The organism is Comamonas endophytica (assembly GCF_023634805.2).
GTDB classification, from domain to species: domain Bacteria; phylum Pseudomonadota; class Gammaproteobacteria; order Burkholderiales; family Burkholderiaceae_C; genus Comamonas; species Comamonas endophytica.
The window spans coordinates 266522-288278 of sequence record NZ_CP106882.1 but is presented as its reverse complement, the minus strand read 5'-3'; the positions used below and the strand labels follow the sequence as shown (position 1 = coordinate 288278).

The following is a 21757-nucleotide window of genomic DNA, read 5'->3' as shown; positions in this document are numbered from 1 at the left end:
GCGTCTACTTCGATGTAGCCTTGCGCATTCGAATGACTGATCCATCCCACGCCACTTCCTCCCGCAGCGACCTCGATACCGAGGCGCTGGACTGGTTCGTGCGCTTCAGCGGCGCGCCGCACGCGGCCGGCGCGGATGCGGCCCTGCAGCAGTGGCTGGCGGGGGACCGCGCGCGCGCGGATGCATTCGCGCGCTGGCAGGCCGACTGGCGCCAGCTCGATGCGCTGCCCGCTTCGGGGGTAGAGCAGCTGCGCCGCCAGCTCCAGGCCGACAAGGCTGCAGCCGCCGGTACTTCGCAGGGCCGGCGCCGCTGGCGGCCGGGCTTACCGGCGCTGGCGCCACAAGCCGCGCTGGCGGCACTGGTGCTGGCGCTGACCGGCGGCGGCAGCTACATGGCCTGGGACCATTGGCAGCGGCAACCGGTATTTGCGCAGAATTTCGAGACGCTGCGCGGACAGCAGCTGAACGTGCAATTGCCCGACGGCAGCCAGCTGCGCCTCGATACCGCCACGCGTGTCGAAGTGCTGCTGTATCGACAGCGCCGGGAAGTGCGGCTGCCCGAGGGCCAGGTGGCGTTTGCCGTGCAGGGCGACGGCACGCGGCCGTTCGACGTGCTGGCGGGCGATACCCGGGTCACGGTCGTGGGCACGCGCTTTTCGGTGCGCAATACCGTGGGCAGCCCGGTCAGCGTGGCGGTGGAGGAGGGCCGGGTCCGGGTGGCCGCAGCCTCCGATCCAGACGCAGCTGCGGCCGTGCTGCTGACCGCGGGCCAGCAGTTCGTGGGCGGAGCGGCGGGCACGGTGGGCGCCGTGGCGGCCTCGGGCATCGCACCCTGGCGCGACGGGCGCATCACGCTGGACAACCTGCCGCTGTCCCGGGCGCTGGCGGAGTTCGAGCGCTATGGGCCGACGCGCATGGTGGTGCACGATCCGGCCGTGGCCGCGCTGCGCGTATCGGGCACCTTCGATCCACGCCACCTCGAGAACTTCAGGCGCTCGCTTCCCCAGGTGCTGCCGGTGCGACTGCAGGAACATGGGGGCCAGACGGAGATCGTTGCGCGTCCTTGAACACGCCCTGTTTGGCGGGTCAACCATCCGGGCGCGCCGACACCCGGCGCAGCTGCTCCACATCCGGCCATGCGAAGCGGTACAGAGCCACCTCCCTTCCCTCGGGCGATTGCCATGTGCTCTCGCCGCGGTTTTGCGCACCATGGCGCAGATAGAAGCGCTGCGCCTTCACGTTGACCTGTGTCACCCATAGATAGAGGCCCGCATGGCTGTAGCTTTCCGCGCACACGCGGGCACAGGCATGGATCAACCGGGTACCGATGCCGCGCCGCTGATGGGAATCGCGCACATGCAGGTTGTTGAGAAACGAGCCCCACTTTGGGTCTTCATTGCCAAATATGGAGGCAAAGCCGAGCGCTGCGCAGCCGATTCCGGCAATGAAGACATGCTCGTTGGCCGCGGGCCGGGCAAGGCGGCGCGTCCACAGTGCCTGCCGGTCGGCGGCAACGTCGTCCGCCAGGAAGGCATCGCTCAGGACATTGCGGTAGGCGCTGCGCCAGCTGGCCACATGCAGATTTCCCAGCACGGGCGCATCGAACGTATTGGCAGGTCGCACCCAGAGCATGCTGGCTCCTTGGTCAAGCTTGGTTTTTTGCCTGCGTACCAGTGATTCCAGTCTGAACCCTTGTTGCCTTGCTTGCCCCATCGGGCAAGGCCGCCATGCACGGCGGCCGATGGATGGGGGAGCGCAGCAGTCGGGAAGACCGGGCCACAGCCAGCGGAGGCAAAACGACGCTGGCGATCAATAGAAACGGATGGATCCAGAGGCCATTGCAGTTTTTCAGGGAGCAAGTACGGGGATGAACGGGCACCTTCCGCTTGCTTGCCAGAGGTTTCTATCAAATTGGCCAAATGATAGTCTATATCTATCGATATGTCGATGGTGGTTGATGCCGTTGACCGTTTCGACACGCGAATGGCTTGCGCGATGTCTGGCTTGGCAAGGCTTTGGGCAATGAAAACTTTCATCGAGCCCGTAAGTGTGTCCCGCGGAGATGGTCGTAGCCCATTTGGAAGTACGCCCTCTCGGTTCGAGATCTGCGGGTTTGCACCAGTAAGTTCCTGCTAGATAACGTTAACAATTGCGTCAATCATGAATGTTAACGTTATCTTGCAAGCACTTGCTTGCCCTATCGTGGGGGAAGTCGGTCGCGAGAGATCCCGTACTGCAGCCGCGCAGCGGGTGCACGCCGTGAAGCCCCAGCGTATTCCACGCTACAACAAGGAGACGACATGAAAACGGTTCGGTTCAAATGGCAGATGCTGCCGGTGGCGCTGGCAACGGCAGCGCTGGTCGCCTGCGGCGGCAGCGATGGCAACGACAACAATGCGGGGCCTGCTCCGGGCCCCGCGCCCGTACCCGAGCCCACGGTGCCGGTCGTGAAGAATTTCCGCGATGCGGGGCTGGTCTATGGCGCCGCAAGCGTCACTTCCGATGCGGCGGGCGGCCAGATCCTCACCGTGCCGGTGCTGTCGGCCAAGGGCGTCGAGTTCCTGACCACGCCGTCAATCTCCTCCGCGGTGGCCGCCGAACTACAGGCGAATCTGGTCGAAGGCAACCTGATCGACTGGATCCCGGGCGAGGGCTCGCGGGTGGCACTGGCGCCCAAAGCTGCCGAGACCTTCAATGTGATCCTGCAAAAGGGAAAATCGGCCAACGCCCAGTTCAACCTGAAGAAATATGGCGCGGCCGTGACGCGCCATGACGGCACGCCGGGCCGCATGGTCGCGGCGGGCTGGGTCTACAACAAGACCGGCAGCACCATCACCGTCGGCGACGGCAGCAACGTCACGGCCGACCAGGCCGGCCGCGCCTACGAGCAGCCCATCCGCCGCTACGAGGAAACCTACACGCTGGCGGCAGACGCGAAAATCTACAACGTGGACACCTCCGACTACAGCAAGAGCCGGGTCTCGACGCTGGCCAACCTTCCCGTGACGGCCAACTACGACTACGCCACGACCTCGCGCCAGGCGGTCTACGTGCTGTTCGACGACAACTTCGAGAATGCGGACAACGCCAAGGTCAAGGCCATCTGGTATTTCACACCCCAGTCGACTTCGGACGGCAAGCCGGTCTGGGAAGTGCCTTCGCAAAGCCCGATGCTCGACGGCAAGGGCAACGACCCGGTGTCCGGCCAACCGTACATGAGCATCAACGCCACGGGCGTGACCAATGCGCCCTACACGCGCAGCACCGAGCCCTTCGAGATGGTGAAGAACACCATGTACTACGTGGGCGACAACGAAGTGGCCTCGTACATTCTCAAGGCCGACATGGGCACGCCGGGCGATCCTTCGGACGACAAGGTCATCAAGATCGACGCGGGCTGGCCCAACAGCGGCTACCAGTACTGGAAGAACATGGAGCTGATGGGCGTGGACCCGCGCTCGGTCACCGACGTCTGGCTGACGCACGGGCACGGCGACCACTACGGCACGGTAGTCGAGCAGCTCAAGATGATGGACAACGCTGGCAAGCCCATGAACCTTTGGGCCTCGCGCGAGGACGTCGAGGGCGTCAAGAGCGACCTGCAGGGCAACACCTGGAACATTGCCGGCGCGCTGCCCGCCTCGGAAACCGTGATCCGCGCGCGCACCAACAACTTCTACGAGTACGACAAGTGGTATGACTACGGCAACGTGCAGATCAAGGTGATCTGGTCGCCCGGCCACACCCCCGGCACGACCAACATGCTGTTCAAGGTCAAGAACCCGAACGACAACCAGTTCTACACCTTCGGCTACCACGGCGGCTATGGTTTCAATGGCCTCACCAGCCCGACGCCGGCCAATGGCTGGCTGCGCCTGTCCTTCCAGCATGGCTTCAGCTACCTGCAGAACAATCTCGACGTGGACTTCGTGTCGCCCCAGCACACGAACCAGTTCCCCATCGTCGAGGTGTTCCAGGCGCTCAAGGCCTACAACCGCGATCCGGCCAACGTCTCCAGGCAGCTCACCATGTTCGACGCCATGAACCGCAAGGTGTATGACTCGCCCGTGGTCAACGGCCAGAAGATCACCGGCGAGTTCTCGAACCAGCTGGAAAAGCGCCGCTCGGTGGCTTCCTACAAAGCCAGCGACGCTGCCAACTCCACGTACAAGAGCATCGAGACCTCGGGCCCGTTCAAGCCGGGACGCGAGAACGGCCTGACCAATGTGTCGGCCAAGCTGCTTGACGGCGGCAAGATCATCCAGGGCTTCGTCGGCGCGCAGAACAAGAACCCGGCGCTGCCGCTGCTGGCCAACGGTATCGTCACCTCCACCGATCAGTACACCAACGACCCCACGGGCTACTTCGTGCAGGTCACCCTCGATGTGCAGGATCCGGGCTACAAGGGGTTCATCCCCCAGGGCTACACGCAGCGCAGCCCGGGACTGGGCCGCGACGTGACCTACAACGGTGGTCCGGTGGAATCGGTGCATGCCGCCAAGGGCAGCTTCCATCCGCCCGAAGTGCTGCGCACGCAGCGCGTGGCCACGCTGGAAGAGGCGCAGCGGATCCTGGCGCGCATCACGAGCGGCAATACGGTGACGATTTCGCTGACACCGGCCAGCGAGATCGTGGTGCCGGCCGATCCAGCGCAGACCTTCCGTTGATGCAAAAATGGTCGCCAGGGCTTGCCCTGTGCGCCATCTGTCTCCGCGGCCGCGCAATGCCGGCCGCGGGGGTCTTTTTTTCTCGCACGTATGATGACCATGGCCCCACCTCTGCCCCCCCGAAGCGGGCTGCGCCACCGCATGCCGGCGCTGTTGCTGGCACTGGCTTGCAGCAGCGCCCTGGCGGGCCCGGCCAGTCTCGCGCAATTGCAGCGCGAGGCGCAGCAGGGCTCCGCCGCGGCGCGCTACGAACTCGCCAACCTCTACAGCCTGGGCACGGGCGTGGCGCTGGACCGCAGCAAGAGCCTGCAGCTCTACGAACAGGCTGCCGCCAGCGGCCATGGCCCGGCGCTGCATGCGCTGAGCCGCCACCACCGCGGCCAGACCGGAGGCCCAACGGACCTGCCGCGCGCGCTGGAGCTGCTGCAACGGTCGGCGGAAAAGGGCCACACGCCGGCGCAGCTCGAGCTGGCATTCGCCTACCTCAACGGCACCACGGCGGCGCCGCGCGATGCCGCGCAGGCCTTTCGCTGGTTCGGCAAGGCCGCTTCGGGCGGCTCGGTCACCGCCCAATGCATGCTGGCCGACTTCTACCGCGACGGCACGGGCGGGGCGCCCAAGGATCCCAAGCGGGCGCACACCTGGTACGTCAAGACGGCGGGCAGCGCCGAGCCCTGCGCTTCGAAGAGCCAATACGAGCTCTATCGCCTGTACGAGGCCGGCAGCGGCGTGCGCCGCGATCTCGCCGAAGCGACGCGCTGGCTGCAGGAATCCGCGCTGGCCGGCAACCCCATGGCACAGAAAACCCTCGGGCAGAACTACGCGCGCGGCCACGGCGTGCCGCAGGATGACACCCTGGCGCAGGTCTGGCTGAAGCGCTCACGCGAGGGCGTGGCCCCGCACGACGACCACGAACACGAGATGCGCAGCTTTTCCGGCCCACGCATGGCGGCCTCGCCGCTGGGCCGCTGAAGCCGTTCCCCCGGAAGACTGCATGACCTCTGCTCCCCGCTCCCCCCATCGACGCCAGGCCTGCCGCTGGCTGGCCGCCAGCTGCGCGGGCCTGCTGCCCGGCGCGCCGGCGCTGGCGTCACCCAAACCCGCCCCGGCCGGCGCCGGCAGCGCCGCGCCAGCCACCATTTCCTGGGATGCACTGGTGCCTGCAGGCTGGGACCCCGCGGCCGGTTTCGAGGGCCTCAACCCCAACCAGCTCTCGGACTCCGACCCGCGCGCGCAGCAGCTGCTGGCACGCATGCGCAAGCTCTGGGACGAAGCCCCGGTCAACCCCGCCATGGACGGGCGCAACGTGCGCCTGCCCGGCTATGTGGTACCCCTGGAGGAGGGCCGCAACGGCCTGCGCGAGTTCCTGCTGGTGCCGTACTTCGGCGCCTGTATCCACACTCCCCCGCCGCCCGCCAACCAGATCATCCACGTGGTGCTCGACAAGCCCACGCGCCTGGCCAAGTCGATGGACGCGGTCTGGCTCACCGGCGTGCTGCGCACCGGGCGGGAAAAGACGGAGATGGGGCAGAGCGCGTATCGGATGCAGGGGACGGGGCTGGAGCTTTATACGGAGAAAAGGCAGTAACGGGCTATTGGCGCGGCGCTTCGGCAAGTGCCTTGCACGGCGGCGCGCTTCCTGCCCAGCCCGGCCGAGCGTTCATATTCTTCGAAGAATTGTTTTTCCGGTGTGCTTCTTGTGCTTCTCAGGCGTGGTATCGATCCAGATCAAGCTTTGCCAGAGGGAAGGCACAAGCAATGCGTTCCTTGCCCGCACCCAATCCACGCCGGCGAATCTGAAGTGGGCCTATCGGGGCTGCTTGGGGGATATGGATTCCTCCGCATGGAATGGCCATGTCCTCGCAGTGCCAGAGCCGGGCCTCGGGTACCTCGAGGTGGGCACTGACGGTTATGGATGCATTTCTGTGGACATAGCCGTTGGCGACCTGCTCGATGCCGCGCAAGTCCTCGGCGCTGAATCATTCCTGCACCGAGAAATCAAAGCGTGCACCGTCGGTCTTGATATGGCAGCCGATGGTCGACTCGATCGCATCCGGCCTGATCTTCCCGATGCCGAGGTACAACAGATGAGACGCCGTGTGGCTCAGCGCCAGGCGGGCGCGGCGCTCCACGTCGATGCGCATGGTGGCCGGCATGCCCGGCTCGAGCCCGCCAAGCAGCGGCCGGTCCCCCTCGGCAACCAAGTGCTGAATCACGCCGTCGACCTGTAGCCCGGGGAACTCCTTCAATCCGGCCAAGCGCGTGTAAATCTTTTTGACTCCGATGAATCGCAGGAGTGTGCCGTTCTCCAGGCATATCGCACCTTGGTCGCACTCCTGCCCGCTGCCCTCTGGATAGGCAACGGTCGAATCGAGTTCGATACTGTCTTCTTCGACGCGAACTATGCGTGTCAAAGCTTCGCACAAGAAGAAGTCTTGATAATACAGACGCTGGGTATTTCCTGAAAAAATCATTTTTCAATGCGAGATTGGTTGGTGTTCAAGCGCTGTGCGCAGGGATTTTTCCACCAGGACGGCTTTTATTTTCCAAAGTGCTGCGAAGAAAGCATGCGCTGATATCGCTTGTTTCATTGCAAGACATATGCGTTTCGATGGGCAAATTGCATCGAATTGTCACAGCTCCATTGCGGCGGCCCGTTGCTTCCCATAGGCAGATTACTGTTTGCTACCTCTGTCGGCAGGCGAAAAACTGCAGATTCCGGTTCTGCCAGCCGCTGCTGGCATCGATGCGAGAGTTCAGGGCAATGGCTCGATCAAGGTATACCCTATAACTGATTCGTGATATGGAAATTAGGATGCGCATATCGGTTGGGATAGCGCTATCCATTTAAATGCTCCGGCCGGTAACTGCGGTTCGAAGAATATATCGGGCCAGCCCGCAATGCGCGTGATGGTCGCGGATAAGTGCGTCCTTGAAATTCTCCCAATTTCCGGGATAGCGCTACCCTGACTGTTTCGATATCAATGTCATATTCCAGAGGAAATATATGAAACCGATTTCAAGGCAGTGGAAGCACGCAACTCTCCTCGTCGCGGTCATCATGGGATTATCTGCATGCGGGGGCGATGGGGACGGCTCGGCGCCAGCTCCGGCACCCGCGCCAACCCCGGTGCCGGGGCCGGTGGCAGATGCCTATCCGCTGATCGAGACGCCCAAGGTGTCCGCGCCGCTGCCCAGCGAGAGTTTCTCCAGCGCCAGCAGGAACTACACCTTCTTTGCCACCGATATCGCGCTCGGAAGCCTGGGGTACAAGGAAGAGGAGTTCTACCTCGAGGGCCGCGCGAAGGCCTACGGCACACCCAGCAGCACCCCGGTGATCACCAACGCCGGTACCACCGAACCCGTCCAGAATGCCGAGGTCATCGCCTCCGATATCCCCTACAAGACGCGCTTCGTCGTGCGGCGGCCGGTGGATGCAGCGAAATTCAACGGCACCGTCGTGGTGGAATGGCTGAATGTCACGGATGGATTCGATGGCGAGTATTTCTGGGTGCAGGCCAAGGACTACCTGCTTCGTGCCGGTTATGCGTATGTGGGCGTGTCCGCGCAGAACAACGCCATCTCCAACCCAACGCTGGGACTCAAGCAGTTCAGCCCCGAACGCTATGGATCCCTGGACGTGACCAACGGCGCAGCGGTGGCGCAGGATGCGCTGTCGTTCGACATCTACTCCCAGGCCGTGAAAGCGGCCCGCACCCTCCCTGGCGTGATGGGCGGCCTCGAGGTCAAGCGCGTCATCGCCGCCGGCATGTCGCAGTCCGGCAGCCGGATGGGCACCTACGCCAACTACGTTCACCTGCGCGCGCCGATCGTCGACGCCATGCTGATCCAGGTATCCAATCCGGTCGTGCGCGATGACCTGCCCACGCCCATGATCAAGGTGCTCAGCGAGTCCGAGGCAAATGCCGCCAACCTGGTGCGCACGCAGCCGGATACGCCCACCCGGCGCACATGGTGGATCGCAGGCAGCGCGCACGGCGACGCGATCCAGCGCATCGGCCGGACGGCGGTGCGCCTGCGCGACCTGGGCCCGGCAAAGACCGGCAATGACAACTGCCTGAACGGCACGGTGGCAACGCGCACCCGCACGCCGCTGAGCCATGTGGTCAGCGCCGCGGTCCATCATCTGAATCGGCAGATCGAGACCGGCGCACAGCCGCCCAGCGCCCCGGCGTTGACGCTCGCAGGCACGGCACCCGAGTCGGTGGCGCGCGACGTCTACGGCAATGCGCTTGGCGGCATCCGCCTGGCAGCGATGGAGGTGCCCGTGGCGCGCGCCGACGGCATCCAGTGCGGCAATATCGGTGCATGGGTACCCTTCAGCGACGAGCAGATCGCTGCGCTCTATCCGACGCACGCGGATTACGTGTCGAAGGTCAACACCGCCGTTCAATCGTCGATTGCCGCCGGCTTCGTTCTCCCCGAGGATGCCGCCAGGACGGTGGCCGACGCGCAGGCTGCGCTGTATGGCCGGAACCTGAAATGCGGCGCGCTGTGCCTGAGCGCCGGCCACTTCCGCGCCGATTACTCGACCACCGGCCTGCTGCGCGACAACCTGGCCTATTACAGCGTCGTGCGCGGTGAGGACCTGATGCAGGCGGTGGACGATGCCCACCGCTGGGTCGCCGCCAGCGAGACGGAAACCGGCGCTGCTGCCGCCTATGACCGCAACTTCGCCATCGCATCGCTGGAGCGCTTCACGGCGCTGGCCCAGAAGGCCGTGGATGAAGAGCGGCTCACCACCACCGCGGCGCAAGTGCTCACCAGCCAGGCCAATACCATCGTCCAGGCACTGAGGCAGGTTCCTTAAGCGGAAGCGGAGGTGCGGCACGCAGCTTCGCCGCACCTCCCGGCCCGCGCGCGCGCCTCGCGCTGCGCATACCAGATCGCCAGCCCCATCAGCGCGATCCCGGCCATCTGCAGACCGCTCAGGCGGCGATCGAAAAACTGCCAGTCGATGAGGATCGCCACGGCGGGATAGGCAAACTGCAGCACCGCGATGCGGCCGGTGCCGAGCCGGGCCATTCCCGCATAGATCCAGGTATAGGCCAGGCCGGTGTGGATCAGCCCGAGGCCTGCAAGCCAGAGCCAGGAAGTTCCCAACGCTGGCCAGCCGTGCTGCATCGGCCATACCCATAGAACCGCCGCGCCGACGGCGCACTGCCACCACGCCAGAACTCCCGCGGGGAGCTCGCGCAGCCGGCGCGCAGTGACCGTCACGCAGGCGGTAAGGAATGCTCCCAGCAGGCAGAACGCCACTCCAGCCCAGTAGCGCGTGTGGCTCTCGCGCGCTTCGGCGGCGGAGAACTGCTCCAGTACCCCGGTCGCAAGAAACAGCCCGGCCATGGCCGCGGACACCGCCGCCAGGCTGCGCTTTCCCGGGCGCTCGTGCAGCCACAGCGCGCCCAGCAGCATTACCCACATGGGCTGCGTGTGGTAGAGCACCACGGCCACTCCGGCGGAGGTGCGCTCGATGGCGCTGAAGAACAGCCCCCAGCCGATCACCATCAGGGCCGCAGCAAGAAGCAGCCATGGCGCGGTGGAGCGGGTGGGGCGCAGGGCTCCGAGCTGCCTGCGCCACGTGAACCAGACTGTGAGCCCCAGCAGCCCGAACGCACAGCGGAACCAAGTGGCCGTGAGTGCGCTCGTCTGGGCCATGTGGACGAACACGCCAATCGTTCCCAGCAGCGCGTTGCCGGCAAGAAACGGCAGCACCCCCGCGAGGCTGCCAGGGCGTGCCCTTGCATTTTGTTGCCTGCGGGCCGTTACATCGGTGCCCGCGTCAAGTCGATCTGTGCTCATGCCCGCAGTCTGCAGCGCGGACAAGGAATCGAAAAGCGCATAATTTTGCTGGCAACCATCTGATTATCGAAACCGTATGAACGTCACGCAGCGCGATTTCCAGCTCGACTGGCTCAAATGCTTTGTTGCCGTGGTGGATGCGGGTTCGCTGTCCAGCGCGGCGGGAGAAATCCATCGCTCGCAATCGGCAGTGAGCATGCAGCTCAGGAAGCTCGAGGACGCTGCGGGCCACCGGCTGCTCGAGCGCGACAGCCGCAGTCTGGAGCTCACGCCCGAAGGGCACAAGCTGCTGGGCTACGCGCGCCGCATGCTCGACCTGCAGGCGCAAGCGCAGGCCGCCCTGAAGGACGAGGAGCTCACGGGATCGGTGCGCCTGGGCGTGCCCGACGACTATGCCGCCAAATACCTCACGCCGGTGCTCAGGCGCTTTGCGCCCCGCCATGCGGGAGTCGACATCGTGCTCAGCTGCGAGCAGTCCACCGCTTTGATTCCACGCGTGGCCGCGGGCGAGCTGGACCTGGCGCTGATTTCACGCGACAACGCACGCCGCGGCACCTTGCTGTTCCACGAGCCCATGGTGTGGGTGGGTTCCGAGCAGTTCGAGCTGTGGCGCCGCGACCCCCTGCCGATTGCCGTCTACGAGGAAGCCAGCCTGGCGCGCCGCAGCGTCCTGAAGGCGCTGGCACTGCAGGGGCGCAACCACCGCGTGGTCTACAACAGCTCCAGCCTGGCAGGGCAGATCGCCGCGGTGGAAAGCGGGCTGGCGGTGGCGGTGCTCACGCAATGCAGCGCGCCACCGCATCTGCAGGTGCTGGGCAGCCAGCATGGGCTGGGTCCGCTGGAGCCGATGGAGGTGGCTGTCTACCGAAGCCGTGCCTCGCGCGGATCGAAGGCCGTGGACAGCCTGCACGCGCTGCTGGTCAACACGCTGAGGATTGGAGAGGCTGCCCTGGCACCGTCTCCCGGGCGACAATGAACCGCGGCATCCCGCTTGGAAAACAAACCACAGAGCCAAAAATCATTTGTATCATTTGGTAACTTCTGTTTAAACTGCTTTCACGTCCGAAGTTCCGGTTTCGGGGCCCAAGTCCCCGGCTTCATTGATCAATTGTCGTTGGCCACTGTCGGTCGTGTGGTCGGTGTGCTTCCGATTGGAGAAGGAGTCATCATGCGCGATGCTTGCCTGGACACTCCGCTGACCGCATCTTCCACAGCCGATGGCGGTGCAACCGTGGCCCTGCACCCCGGTCCGGTGGAGCCCGCCGTCATCCCGCGCGACGAACCGCGCTTTGCCACCCAGATCGTGTCTGGCGACAGCCTTTCGGATGTGGACACCTATGCGGTCGGGCCCGTCAAAGCCCTGGGTGGCGGCAAATTCACCATCGATGGCGACCACAGCGCCGTCAATCCGGCGCTGAGCGGACAGAACTGGGTGGGACAGCTGGCCAGGTTGGTGGAGCTGCAGGCACCGTGCGCTGCCCAGAGCGGCCTGGATGGCGACGCGGCGCTGGCCTGCAATGCCTTCGATCCCGCCGTGGCGGCTTTGGCGATCCGCGAAGCCATGGCACGCGCCCGCGCTGTGCCGGGCAGCACCGAGGAAAACGTGGGTCGGGCCACCATTGCCTCCGCCACTGGCCTGCCCGGCAATGCGGTGGGCGCCAATCCAACGCTGCACGTGCCCATGGTGGCAAAGGCAAAAAGCGACGCAGAGCTGGCGGGCAACCAGTGCCTGAGAGACGCCATGCAGGCGCTCGTGGCCGCAATGGGCACTGCAGGTGCCGAACTGGCCGTATCGGTGAAAGAGCAGATTCTCTCCGACGGCGCCGAATACGTGGTCGTCAACAATCTGCCGGATGCAGCCCTGACGCCCGCGGGCCGCGCGATGGGGCCCAAGATCCAGGCCTTGATCGCCCACATATGCCAGACCTTCAACGCGCGATTGCGCAACGCGCTGGCGCAGGACGCCCGGGTGCTGCTGGTGGATGCCTATGCCTTGACGCAGGCTGCCGCGGCCAACCCCGCGGCCTATGGGCCGACCAACATCCCCGATACGGCTTGCGACCTGTTTTCGCAGAAGAACCCCTTGCGCAGCTCGCTGGGCAGCAGTGCCTCGAGCCTGAAGGCGGGCGATGTCAGCCGCCATGCCTGTGCCGACGGCGAACATCCGACACCGTTTTTCTATGGCGTGCTGGCCAACCATGTGAGCGAGAGAATGCGGCAGCACCACTGGCTTTAGGCAGTGCCGGATCGGTGCATCGAACGCAGGTGAGGGCATGTGATGAGCTTGCGCAGCGGCCCTGTCGCCTGCCTCCAGAACTTGAACCGGGACGTTCATCCTTCGGTGGGGCCGCCCAGGCAAACTCAGGATCAGTACAAACGGCTTGTGGCGTTGTGGTCACCGATACAGGCAGCTTTGCGCTTGGAAGCGCTCTTGATGAAGATCTTATGAAAACACTTTCCCCAACATCGACCGTGACCGGGCCCCAGCGTTCGCCCTGCGATCCCGATGCGGTTGCCGATCCGTCTTCCTTTGTACCTGTCGCCCCGACCAGGACCCTGCTGGCCGGTAGCCTGGCTGCCCGGATGGCCCGCCTGGAATCCGATGACATGCTCAGCACCGATGGGGCCGCCGACCTGGTGGGTACCACCCGGGTGACCATCAATGCCTGGATCGCCAAAGGGCGGGCCATTGGATTGACCCAGACCCGGCGCGGTTTCAAGCTGCCCAGCTGGCAGTTCGAACCCGCCGTCTGGGAGGCTGTGCCCCAGCTTTCCAGGGCCTTGGGCACCCGTGAGGGCTGGGCACTGCTCACCTTCCTCGAGACGCCGCTGGGCGCCCTGGACGGCCGGACGCCGCGTCAGGCCATCGAGCAGGGACATGCGGCACGTGTTGTTGCACTGGCGGGCGTCGAGGGTTCGTGACCCTCGTTTCATGAAGCCTGCAGATATTCAATACCTCTCTCGTCTCTATCTGCCGGCACCCCAGCTCATTGCGTCACCCACCCGGCTGCCCGCTTCTCCAGGAAAGCCGCCACCCCCTCCCGCCCTTCATCGCTAGCCCTGACCTGGGCAATCAGGCCGGCGGTTTCGGTGATCAGCTCCTCGTCCAGCGAGCGATGGGCCACGCTGTGGATCAATGCCTTGGTCCGCGCCAGCGCCCGGGGGCCGCCGGCGGCCAGGGCCTGCGCGATGCGCGCGACGGTGGCGTCGATCGCGCCTTCCTCGCTCAGGGCCTGCACGAACCCCAGCCGGTGCGCTTCCTGCGCGCTCAGGCGTTCTGCCGTGAGCATATAGCGCTTGGCGGCCTGCACGCCCAGGGCCTGGAGGATGTAAGGCGAGATGGTCGAAGGGATCAGGCCGATGCGCACCTCGGAAAGGCAGAACTCTGCCGTGGGCTCCGCCACCACCACATCGCACGCGGCCGCCAGGCCCATGCCGCCGGCAAAGGCCGCGCCATGCACGCGGGCGATGGTCGGCTTGCCGATGCCGTGCAGCGTTTTCAGCATCTGGGCCAGTCCCATCGCGTCGGCCTGGTTCTGCGCGTCGCTGTAGCTGGCCATGCGCTTCATCCAGTTCAGGTCGGCGCCCGCGCAAAAGGCCTTGCCCCGGCCGGCCAGCACCAGCACGCGGACGGCGTCGTTGCGCTCCAGTTCATTCACGGCCAGGGTCATCTCGGCCAGCAGCACTTCATCGAGCGCATTGCGCACGGCAGGGCGGTTGAGCCAGAGCGTGGCGACCGGGCCCTGGATTTGCACTTCAAGGTTCTGATAGTTCATGGCATGGCTCAATACGACTTGGGCAGGCCCAGCACCTTCTCGGCGATGAAGCACAGGATCAGCTGCGGGCTCACGGGCGCCAGGCGCGGGATCCAGGATTCGCGCAGGTAGCGCTCGACGTGGTATTCCTTGGCATAGCCCATGCCGCCGTGCGTGAAGATGGCGTTCTCGCAGGCGTGGTAGCAGGCCTCGGCCGCCAGGTACTTGGCGCTGTTGGCCTCGGCGGCGCAGGGCAGGTGCTGGTCATAGAGCCAGGCGGCCTTCTGCACCATCAGGTGCGCCGCTTCGAGCTCCATCCAGGACCTGGCCAGCGGGTGCTGGATGCCCTGGTTCTGGCCGATGGGACGGCCGAACACCTCGCGCTCGTTGGCGTAGCCCGCGGCGCGCTGCAGCGCCGCGCGGCCCAGGCCCACGGCCTCGCTGGCGATCAGGATGCGCTCGGGGTTCAGGCCGTGCAGGATATAGCTGAAGCCCTTGCCTTCCTCGCCGACGCGGTCCTCGGCGGGAATGCGCAGGCCGTCGATGAACACCTGGTTGGAGTCCACGCACTTGCGGCCCAGCTTCTCGATCTCGTGCACCTCGACCTTGCTGCGGTCCATGTCGGTGTAGAACAGGCTCAGGCCTTCCGTGCCCTGGCATTCCTCGATGGGCGTGGTGCGCGCCAGCAGCAGCATCTTGTTCGCCACCTGCGCCGTGCTGATCCAGACCTTCTGGCCGTGCACCACGTAGTGGTCGCCATCGCGCACCGCGCGCGTCTTGAGCTTGAGCGTGTTGAGCCCGGTGTTGGGCTCGGTCACGCCGAAGCAGGCGCGGTCGGTGCCGGCGATCAGCGGCGGCAGCCAGCGCTGCTTCTGCTCGTCAGTGCCGAACACCACGACCGGGTGCAGGCCGAAGATGTTCATGTGGACCGCGGATGCACCGGAGAGGCCGGCGCCGGTCGCCGAGATCGTGTGCATCATCAGCGCCGCCTCGCTGATGCCCAGGCCCGCGCCGCCATAGGCTTCGGGCATGGCGATGCCCAGCCAGCCGGAATCGGCCAGCGCGCGGTGGAAATCATCGGGGAAACCGCCTTCCTGGTCCTTGCGCAGCCAGTAGTCGGCATCGAAGGGCGCGCAGACGCGCTCGATGGCGCCCTTGATCTGTTCCTGCTCGGGAGTCAGTGCGAAATTCATGCGGCAACTCCCGTGGCAGCAGGGCGGATCACCTTGTCCGGCGATTCGCCGTAGGGCGGGCTGTAGATCACCAGCAGCTTCACCGGCGTGTCGCTGGTGACGGTGAAGACATGCATCTCGTCCGCGGGAAAGAAGCAGGTGTCGCCGGGCACCATGTCGAAGGACTGGCCTGCCACCTCGACATGGGCCGTGCCTTCGAGCAGATGGCACGACTGCTCGATGCCCGGATGGGCATGGGGCAGGGCGCCGCCGCCTTTGTGCAGCGTGCCCAGCAGCACTTCCATCTGCTTCGCGCCCACGGTTTCGGGGCCGATCAGGCGCTGGTTGTAGGTGTGGTGGTGGTTGGCGGGTTGGTAGGCCGGTACATCGGCCAGGCGCACGAGGTAATTGGGGTGCATGGGGTATGGTTCTTTCAGGTGCTTGCGCGGCAAGCGCCTTGCGCGAGCAGGTTGTCGATAAGCTCCGGCGTGTAGCCGGCTTCTTCCAGCAGTTCACGGGTGTGTTCACCCAACTGCGGCGCGGGCGAGAAGCTGCGCGCCGGCGGCGTGGCCGACCATTTGGTGGGGTGGGCCAGCGCGTGGATCGGGCCTTCCGTCGGATGCACCGTGTCGCTGACGAAGCCCGTGGCGCGCAGCTGCGGGTTGTCCAGCAGGTCCTGCGGACTGTTCATCGGCATGTTGGGCACATCGGCGCTGTCGAGCAGCGCGCGCCATTGGGCAGTGGTGCGCGTGCGCATCAGACGCGCGACTTCGGCATACACCTCGTCGATATGCGCCGCGCGCGCGCCGTGCGTGGCAAAGCGCGGGTCGCGCGCCAGGCCTTCGCTCTCGCCAATCGCGGCAAAGAAACCCTTCCAGTGCTTGTCGTTGTAGATCAACACGCACAGCATGCCGTCGCTGGTCAGATAGGGCTTGCGGTGCGGCGTCAGCAGCCGGGCATAGCCAGGCTGGCCGATGGGCGGATCGAAGGTCAGGCCAGCCATATGGTCACCCAGGATGAACTGCGCCATGGCCTCGAACATCGGCACCACCACCGCCTGGCCCGTGCCGGACTGGCTGCGCGCATACAGCGCCGCAGTGACGGCGTACACGGTGTGCAGGCCCGTGACGCGGTCGGCCAGCGTGGTCGGCATATAGGCTGGCTCGGGCGCGCCGTATTGCTGCGTCAGCCACGGCACGCCGGTGGCGCCCTGGATCAGGTCGTCATAGGCGGGCCGGGCGGCATCGGGCCCGTCCTGGTCGAACCCGCAGCAGCTCACATGGATGATGCGCGGATTGCGCGCGCGCACCGCCTCGTAGTCCAGTCCCAGCCGCGCCAGCGCCTGGGGGCGCACATTGCTGATGAATACGTCGCAGCGCTCGGCCAGCTTCAGCGCGGCCTCGCGGCCCTCGGGGTGCTTGAGGTCCAGCACGATGCTTTTCTTGCCCGCATTGGCATGCAGGAAGATGGGCCCCATGCCGGCGTGGTTCATCGGCCCCACATGGCGCATGTTGTCGCCTTCGGGAGTCTCGACCTTGATGACCTCGGCGCCGAGCTGCGCCAGGATCTGGGTCGCAAAAGGGCCCATCACCACCGAGGTGAGATCGAGAATCCTGACGCCGGCCAGCGGTCCGGCGGCAGATGTCTGTGCAGCGGCCATGTTCATTGGGGAGTGATGCCGGCCTGCTTGACAAGGGTGGTCCAGTGGGCCAGTTGGTCGGACACGTATTTGGCGAACTCCTCGGGCGTCTTGGTCGGCCAGGTCTCGAAGCCCAGCTGGCCCAGCGACTTCTGCACCTCCTGGTCGGCCAGCACTTCCTGCAACTCCAGGTTCAGCTTGTCGACGATGGGCTTGGGCATGCCGGCCGGCCCGAAGATCCCGTTCCAGGAGGTGAGGTCGAAGCCCGGCACCTCCTTGACGATGGGCACCACATTGGGCATCGACTTCAGCGGCTCCTTGGTTGTGACGCCCAGCACCTTCACGCTGCCGGCGTTGATCATGCCCATGCCCGAGCCCAGATCGACCACATACATCTGCACCGATCCGCCGATCAGATCGGTGAGCGCCTGCGGGCTCGACTTGTAGGGTATGGCGACCACATCCAGGCCGGCAATGCGCTTGATGGTCTCGGATGCCACCAGCGAGGTGCTGTTGGGCGTGGCGTAGGAAAGCTTGCCGGGCTGGGCCTTGACCTGCGTGATCCACTCCCTGAGCGTCCTGGCCGGGTTGTCCTTGTTCACCACCAGTGCAAAGGGCAGCTCGCCCACCCGCGCCACCGGCGTGAAATCCTTGATCGGGTCGTACTTCAGGTTGAGCGTCAGGCTGGGATTGGCCGAGTGCGAGGTGTTGGTCGTCATGAACAGCGTGTAGCCGTCGGGCTTGGCCTTGGCCACGTACTGGGCGCCGATCTGGGCGTTGGCGCCGGCGCGGTTGTCGATCAGCACCGGCTGCCTGAGCCGCTCGCCGAGCTTCTTGGCCACCACGCGCGCCACGGCATCGGTGCCGCTGCCGGCGGCAAAAGGCACGACCATCGTGACCGGCGCGGAAGGGTAGGGTTGGGCGAGCGCGGCCGAGGCCGCCAGCAGGCTGGCCGCAAGGGCCAGGACGCGAGGAAGAAGTTGCATGTCTTGTCTCCGTTGTAATTTGTTGGCGCACCGTCCCGTCATGCGGTGCGTGGCCATCTTCCCTGGCGCGATCATTCGCGTCCAATCCTGTTTTTGGTTAGTGCGATTCATTTCGTGAATCGTTGGGAGACAATCAGGCCATGAAGCTTCACTTCCTGCGCTACTTCGTGGTCCTGGCCGAAGAGCTGCATTTCGGCCGCGCCGCCAGCAAGCTGGCCATCACCCAACCGCCGCTGAGCAGCGCCATCAAGTCGCTGGAGGAGGAGCTGGAGGTGCAATTGCTGATACGCGACAGCAAGCATGTGGAGCTGACGCAGGCCGGAGAAGCCTTCCTGGAAGAGGCGCGCCAGATCCTGGAGCAGGTGGCGCGAGCGTCGAGCGTGGCGAAGATCGTTGCCCGGGGCATGCGCGGGCGGCTGGAGATCGGCATGACCGGCTCGCAGGTCTACCGCGAGGTGCCGGAGATCGTGCGGCAGTTCAACGCGCAGATGCCGGATGTGGATGTGGTGCTCAACGAGATGTCCAGCGCCGACCAGATCAATCAGCTGCTGCGCGGCCAGATCCACGCCGGGTTCGTGAATGCCTCCACGGTGCCGCCGCAGCTCGCCTGCCTGCCCATGCATGAGGACGAGTTCGTCATCTGCCTGCCGCAGGGCCATCCCCGGGCACGCAGCAGTTCGGTGGAGCTGAAACAGCTGGAGCACGAGCGCTTCGTGATGTTCTCGCGGGACGTGGCGCCGGCCAACTACGACAACGTGATCGCCATCTTCTCGCGCGCCGGCATCCACCCGCAGATCGCCCACGCGGCGCGCCAATGGCTGACGATCATCGCCATGGTGGCCAATGGGCTGGGTGTTTCGGTGGTGCCCAGCACCCTGGCGCGCTCGCGGGTGCACGGGGTGCGGTTCGTGAAGATCAAGGGCGAGCAGGTGCTGGCGCCGGCGATGCTGGTGTGGAATCCGGCTTATTGCCCGCCTACGCTGCGGAGTTTCATTGGGTGCTCGCAGGGAGTGCTGGCGGCGGGGCAGGCATGAAGCCGCGCTTTTCAAGCAGCCATGAAGACAAGTCTTTTAACCAGTAATAATATAGATAAACAGTTTTATATAAAACTTGGTATAATTGAGCCAGGTGTCACGATGCGATGTTGATCGTCGTACAGCGCCTTCTTCGTACCGCTGCGCCAATGCACGGTCCCTTGCGACCTTGTCGCCCGTTGTCTGTAGAGCTGCAGCCAACCGAATCCTTGAAGCTCACGCAGCCGATTCATGCTGTGTTCCTGATTGAAGCAGATTCCACAGAATTTCATCTCCATGGGCAAGTACGTCGTCACGCCCGCGACACACCAGACCGCATGTGGCCGCTTTCGCGCCTCCTTCGCGGTCCAGCGGGCAAAGGGCAACGGCAGCTACTGCCGCGTGTTCCGCTTCGACAAGACCTTTGCCTCGCGCGAAGCCGCGCGGATCTTCGCGGTGACCCAGGGCTGGCTGCAAATCAGCATGCCGCAGACCGCCGAGTGCTGATGGCCGGCGTCCCATCCCCGCTGCGCACTCCCCTGCGCACAGCTGTTCCCACGGTGCATCGTTCGCCCTGCACCAGCATCAAAGAAAGCATTTCCATGAGCACCAAAATCTACGTTGGCAACCTGCCTTACTCCGTGACCAATGACAGCCTGGAAAGCAACTTCGCCGAGTTCGGCAGCGTTTCCTCCGCCAGGGTCATGATGGACCGCGAAACCGGCCGCTCCAAGGGCTTCGGCTTCGTGGAGATGGCCACTGCCGAAACCGCCCAGGCGGCCATCGATGCGCTGAACGGCGTGTCCGTCGACGGCCGCGCGATCACGGTCAACCTGGCCCGCCCCCGCGAAGAAGGCCGCTCGGGCGGCCGCAACGATGGTGGCTTCACTGCCAGCAAGCGCTCCGGTGTGGGCTATGGCAACGGCGGGTTTGGCGGCGGCCGCTACTGAGCCACCAACTTCGGTCAAAAGAACCGGCCCCCGCAGGCCGGTTTTTTTTGTCCTGGCCTATCTGTGCTCCTGGCTCACCCGGTAGCCGCGAAGCTGCACCATGGGACGATGCATTCGGCCGTGGTGCGGGTGCGCTGGCCGTGGCCGGGATTCCAATCGGTCTGGGCGGCCCTTCACGAACGCAGGAAGGGCGACCACCAGAGCCACGCGGCGATTCCCATTGCCATCCACAGCGCGATGATCAGGACGGCGCCCGCCCTGCTGCTGGGCTTTTTGCCGTTTTCAGCCATCCATGCATCGGCTTGAAGACGGCATTCGGAAAGCACCGCTGGTGGCAACAGCTTGACCGCCAGCCAGATGAGCGCCGGAAGCAGCAGGATGTCGTCCACGTATCCCAGCACCGGTATGAAATCCGGGATGAGATCAATGGGGCTGAGCGCATAGGCCACCACGAAAAGGCCCAGGGCCTTCGCATGCCAAGGCGTGCTGGGGTGCCTGCCCGCGAACCAGAGCGTCACGCCGTCGCGCTTGATGCGCCTTGCCCATACCTTGAGGTTGTCGCCGATGCCCATGGAAAATCCTGAAGAGGAAGCGAATCTTCTCATGGTTGTTTCTGGGCGGAAGCTTTCGTAAGCTGCCCGCAGACAGCTGCCATGCAGCGGTTGCGCAAGATGGCGATCCAGATGGTCGACGGGCCTCAGGCCATGAGGTCATACGGTGGCAAGCACCAGACGCGTTGAAACTCCTCCGATGCGCAGCCCATCGCAGCGGTTCGCCAGGTAGCGCTGGTTCAGCTCCTCGGGGGTCCAGGCATGGCAGTTGCTGAAACCCGATGCGGTGAGCATCGCGGACAGGGCAGCCGGCTCGAAGAAGCTTTTCCAGGGTTCGCCACGCTCGGCGATCTGCGCGATGAGCTGTTCCATGGCAGTGCGCACGGCGGGCGGCAGGCCCTGCAGCGGCAGGGCGTACTCCAGCAGCACGGCGCTGCCTTTGGCGCAGCCGCCGATGAAGCGCAAGGTTTGCTGCACCGCGGCCAGGTCGAGATACATGGTCACGCCGAGCCAGCTGAAAATGGCGGGTGCGTCCGTGTCGAAGCCGGCAAGTGCCAAGCCCTGCGCAAGGCCGACGCGCTCGAAATCGACCGGAACGAAGCGCAGCGACGGGGGCAGGGCAATGCCTGCCGCCTGCAGTCGCGCCTGTTTCCATTGCTGCATGGCGGGCAGATCGACTTCGAAGATGCGGCCCGCCATGCCGGGTTGGCGATAGGCGCTGGTATCGAGCCCTGCGCCGAGGATGACGTACTGCCCGATGCCGCGCCCGTTCGCCTCGAGCCAGACATCGTCGGCGAGCCGGCCGCGCACGACCACGGCGCCGCGCAGATCCAGCGACGCCTGATGGCGCAAGCTGCCCGGATTGTCACGCAGCGACTGCGCTTCGGCCGAATCCAGCAAGGCCAGGGCGACGGGGTCGTCGAGCACCAGGGGCCGGTCCAGCAGCTGGTGCGCGGCACGCTGCATGGCCACCAGCGTGGCGCTGGGCTTGGGGCCGGCGTTGGGGGTGGCCATGAGGTGACCGGCCATGCGGGCCTCGCGCCCAGGCCCGCTGGCGAGGAGCGTGCCGGGCTCATCATCGCCTGGATGTTTTTGGCACATGTTGATGCGCTCCTGAGTGCTCTTCCAGTCCATCGTCGTGCTCCCACTGTTCACGTCGATCATGTTGACGGGATGAGGCAGGCGGCGGATGGGGTGCTGT

At 65.2% G+C, this 21757-nt stretch carries 20 protein-coding genes and 1 pseudogene; 11 read left to right on the top strand and 10 right to left on the bottom strand.

What is annotated here, in order from left to right; all coding sequences use genetic code 11:
* Positions 1–32: 32 nt before the first annotated feature.
* Positions 33–1067 (top strand): FecR family protein, encoded by a 1035-nt coding sequence (locus tag M9799_RS18290; RefSeq protein ID WP_231043809.1) that lies wholly within the window; start codon positions 33–35, stop codon positions 1065–1067.
* A gap of 19 nt (positions 1068–1086) precedes the next feature.
* Here the strand turns inward: M9799_RS18290 and M9799_RS18285 are convergent, their stop codons facing one another.
* A complete protein-coding gene (locus tag M9799_RS18285; RefSeq protein ID WP_231043810.1) occupies positions 1087–1713 on the bottom strand; it encodes a GNAT family N-acetyltransferase in 627 nt (208 codons plus the stop codon).
* Between the two features lie 587 nt (positions 1714–2300).
* Between M9799_RS18285 and M9799_RS18280 the strand changes: the two genes are divergently transcribed.
* The 3 genes from M9799_RS18280 to M9799_RS18270 all read left to right on the top strand — a co-directional run bounded on the left by M9799_RS18280 (position 2301) and on the right by M9799_RS18270 (position 6255).
* On the top strand, positions 2301–4667 hold the full coding sequence (locus tag M9799_RS18280) for an MBL fold metallo-hydrolase (protein WP_231043811.1): 2367 nt from the start codon (positions 2301–2303) through the stop codon (positions 4665–4667).
* A 99-nt stretch (positions 4668–4766) separates the two neighbouring features.
* Positions 4767–5639 carry a tetratricopeptide repeat protein gene (locus M9799_RS18275; RefSeq protein ID WP_231043812.1) on the top strand — a complete coding sequence of 291 codons (873 nt, stop codon included), beginning with the start codon at positions 4767–4769 and terminating at the stop codon, positions 5637–5639.
* A gap of 22 nt (positions 5640–5661) precedes the next feature.
* A complete protein-coding gene (locus tag M9799_RS18270; protein WP_231043813.1) occupies positions 5662–6255 on the top strand; it encodes a DUF3299 domain-containing protein in 594 nt (197 codons plus the stop codon).
* Between the two features lie 391 nt (positions 6256–6646).
* On the opposite strand, the gene M9799_RS18265 is transcribed toward M9799_RS18270, so the two are convergent.
* Entirely contained in the window at positions 6647–7141 is a 495-nt protein-coding gene (locus tag M9799_RS18265; RefSeq protein ID WP_231043814.1) for an alanyl-tRNA editing protein, read from the bottom strand.
* 587 nt (positions 7142–7728) lie between these two features.
* Here M9799_RS18265 and M9799_RS18260 point away from each other — a divergent pair.
* Complete coding sequence (locus tag M9799_RS18260) at positions 7729–9498, top strand: alpha/beta hydrolase domain-containing protein (protein WP_231043815.1); 1770 nt, start codon at positions 7729–7731, stop codon at positions 9496–9498.
* Here M9799_RS18260 and M9799_RS18255 read toward each other — a convergent pair.
* Positions 9495–10490 carry a DMT family transporter gene (locus M9799_RS18255; RefSeq protein WP_255662644.1) on the bottom strand — a complete coding sequence of 332 codons (996 nt, stop codon included), beginning with the start codon at positions 10488–10490 and terminating at the stop codon, positions 9495–9497. The two genes, M9799_RS18260 and M9799_RS18255, sit on opposite strands and share 4 nt — an antisense overlap.
* Positions 10491–10566: 76 nt before the next feature.
* On the opposite strand from M9799_RS18255, the gene M9799_RS18250 reads away from it, so the two are divergent.
* The 3 genes from M9799_RS18250 to M9799_RS18240 all read left to right on the top strand — a co-directional run bounded on the left by M9799_RS18250 (position 10567) and on the right by M9799_RS18240 (position 13412).
* The gene (locus M9799_RS18250; RefSeq protein ID WP_231043816.1) at positions 10567–11466 is read left to right on the top strand and encodes a LysR family transcriptional regulator; all 900 of its coding nucleotides are present in this window, start codon (positions 10567–10569) and stop codon (positions 11464–11466) included.
* A gap of 15 nt (positions 11467–11481) precedes the next feature.
* Entirely contained in the window at positions 11482–12726 is a 1245-nt protein-coding gene (locus tag M9799_RS18245) for an SGNH/GDSL hydrolase family protein (RefSeq protein ID WP_231043817.1), read from the top strand.
* 209 nt (positions 12727–12935) lie between these two features.
* On the top strand, positions 12936–13412 hold the full coding sequence (locus tag M9799_RS18240; protein ID WP_231043818.1) for a DUF3046 domain-containing protein: 477 nt from the start codon (positions 12936–12938) through the stop codon (positions 13410–13412).
* A gap of 65 nt (positions 13413–13477) precedes the next feature.
* On the opposite strand, the gene M9799_RS18235 is transcribed toward M9799_RS18240, so the two are convergent.
* Genes M9799_RS18235 through M9799_RS18215 form a run of 5 tightly spaced genes read right to left on the bottom strand, consistent with a single transcriptional unit; the run spans position 13478 to position 18042 of the window.
* Positions 13478–14266: an enoyl-CoA hydratase/isomerase family protein gene (locus M9799_RS18235; RefSeq protein ID WP_231043819.1), complete on the bottom strand. Its 789-nt coding sequence runs from the start codon at positions 14264–14266 to the stop codon at positions 13478–13480.
* A gap of 8 nt (positions 14267–14274) precedes the next feature.
* Positions 14275–15438, bottom strand: coding sequence for an acyl-CoA dehydrogenase family protein (locus M9799_RS18230; RefSeq protein WP_231043820.1), 1164 nt, complete (start codon positions 15436–15438; stop codon positions 14275–14277).
* Entirely contained in the window at positions 15435–15836 is a 402-nt protein-coding gene (locus tag M9799_RS18225; RefSeq protein WP_231043821.1) for a cupin domain-containing protein, read from the bottom strand. The genes M9799_RS18230 and M9799_RS18225 overlap by 4 nt, the downstream gene beginning before the upstream one ends.
* 14 nt (positions 15837–15850) lie before the next feature.
* Entirely contained in the window at positions 15851–17077 is a 1227-nt protein-coding gene (locus M9799_RS18220) for a CaiB/BaiF CoA transferase family protein (RefSeq protein WP_231043822.1), read from the bottom strand.
* A gap of 2 nt (positions 17078–17079) precedes the next feature.
* On the bottom strand, positions 17080–18042 hold the full coding sequence (locus M9799_RS18215) for a Bug family tripartite tricarboxylate transporter substrate binding protein (protein WP_231043823.1): 963 nt from the start codon (positions 18040–18042) through the stop codon (positions 17080–17082).
* 140 nt (positions 18043–18182) lie between these two features.
* Here M9799_RS18215 and M9799_RS18210 point away from each other — a divergent pair, with 140 nt between their 5' ends.
* The 3 genes from M9799_RS18210 (at position 18183) to M9799_RS18200 (ending at position 20005) form a co-directional block, all read left to right on the top strand.
* Positions 18183–19076, top strand: a complete 894-nt coding sequence (locus M9799_RS18210) for a LysR substrate-binding domain-containing protein (protein ID WP_231043824.1) — start codon at positions 18183–18185, stop codon at positions 19074–19076.
* A gap of 276 nt (positions 19077–19352) precedes the next feature.
* Complete coding sequence (locus tag M9799_RS18205) at positions 19353–19562, top strand: hypothetical protein (RefSeq protein ID WP_231043825.1); 210 nt, start codon at positions 19353–19355, stop codon at positions 19560–19562.
* 95 nt (positions 19563–19657) lie between these two features.
* A complete protein-coding gene (locus M9799_RS18200) occupies positions 19658–20005 on the top strand; it encodes an RNA recognition motif domain-containing protein (RefSeq protein ID WP_231043826.1) in 348 nt (115 codons plus the stop codon).
* Between the two features lie 173 nt (positions 20006–20178).
* Here M9799_RS18200 and M9799_RS18195 read toward each other — a convergent pair whose 3' ends face one another.
* Positions 20179–20577, bottom strand: a complete 399-nt coding sequence (locus M9799_RS18195; protein ID WP_231043827.1) for a YkvA family protein — start codon at positions 20575–20577, stop codon at positions 20179–20181.
* 138 nt (positions 20578–20715) lie between these two features.
* Positions 20716–21594: pseudogene (locus M9799_RS18190) on the bottom strand (class I SAM-dependent methyltransferase); the annotation flags it as partial.
* Between the last annotated feature and the right edge of the window lie 163 nt (positions 21595–21757).

What these genes read in the sequence shown, in the direction of transcription:
- M9799_RS18290 (WP_231043809.1), top strand. Translation starts at nt 33, where the DNA reads ATGACTGATCCATCCCACGCCACTTCCTCCCGCAGCGACCTCGATACC.
- M9799_RS18285 (WP_231043810.1), bottom strand. Translation starts at nt 1,713, where the DNA reads ATGGGGCAAGCAAGGCAACAAGGGTTCAGACTGGAATCACTGGTACGC.
- M9799_RS18280 (WP_231043811.1), top strand. Translation starts at nt 2,301, where the DNA reads ATGAAAACGGTTCGGTTCAAATGGCAGATGCTGCCGGTGGCGCTGGCA.
- M9799_RS18275 (WP_231043812.1), top strand. Translation starts at nt 4,767, where the DNA reads ATGGCCCCACCTCTGCCCCCCCGAAGCGGGCTGCGCCACCGCATGCCG.
- M9799_RS18270 (WP_231043813.1), top strand. Translation starts at nt 5,662, where the DNA reads ATGACCTCTGCTCCCCGCTCCCCCCATCGACGCCAGGCCTGCCGCTGG.
- M9799_RS18265 (WP_231043814.1), bottom strand. Translation starts at nt 7,141, where the DNA reads ATGATTTTTTCAGGAAATACCCAGCGTCTGTATTATCAAGACTTCTTC.
- M9799_RS18260 (WP_231043815.1), top strand. Translation starts at nt 7,729, where the DNA reads ATGGGATTATCTGCATGCGGGGGCGATGGGGACGGCTCGGCGCCAGCT.
- M9799_RS18255 (WP_255662644.1), bottom strand. Translation starts at nt 10,490, where the DNA reads ATGAGCACAGATCGACTTGACGCGGGCACCGATGTAACGGCCCGCAGG.
- M9799_RS18250 (WP_231043816.1), top strand. Translation starts at nt 10,567, where the DNA reads ATGAACGTCACGCAGCGCGATTTCCAGCTCGACTGGCTCAAATGCTTT.
- M9799_RS18240 (WP_231043818.1), top strand. Translation starts at nt 12,936, where the DNA reads ATGAAAACACTTTCCCCAACATCGACCGTGACCGGGCCCCAGCGTTCG.
- M9799_RS18235 (WP_231043819.1), bottom strand. Translation starts at nt 14,266, where the DNA reads ATGAACTATCAGAACCTTGAAGTGCAAATCCAGGGCCCGGTCGCCACG.
- M9799_RS18230 (WP_231043820.1), bottom strand. Translation starts at nt 15,438, where the DNA reads ATGAATTTCGCACTGACTCCCGAGCAGGAACAGATCAAGGGCGCCATC.
- M9799_RS18225 (WP_231043821.1), bottom strand. Translation starts at nt 15,836, where the DNA reads ATGCACCCCAATTACCTCGTGCGCCTGGCCGATGTACCGGCCTACCAA.
- M9799_RS18220 (WP_231043822.1), bottom strand. Translation starts at nt 17,077, where the DNA reads ATGGCCGCTGCACAGACATCTGCCGCCGGACCGCTGGCCGGCGTCAGG.
- M9799_RS18215 (WP_231043823.1), bottom strand. Translation starts at nt 18,042, where the DNA reads ATGCAACTTCTTCCTCGCGTCCTGGCCCTTGCGGCCAGCCTGCTGGCG.
- M9799_RS18210 (WP_231043824.1), top strand. Translation starts at nt 18,183, where the DNA reads ATGAAGCTTCACTTCCTGCGCTACTTCGTGGTCCTGGCCGAAGAGCTG.
- M9799_RS18205 (WP_231043825.1), top strand. Translation starts at nt 19,353, where the DNA reads ATGGGCAAGTACGTCGTCACGCCCGCGACACACCAGACCGCATGTGGC.
- M9799_RS18200 (WP_231043826.1), top strand. Translation starts at nt 19,658, where the DNA reads ATGAGCACCAAAATCTACGTTGGCAACCTGCCTTACTCCGTGACCAAT.
- M9799_RS18195 (WP_231043827.1), bottom strand. Translation starts at nt 20,577, where the DNA reads ATGGGCATCGGCGACAACCTCAAGGTATGGGCAAGGCGCATCAAGCGC.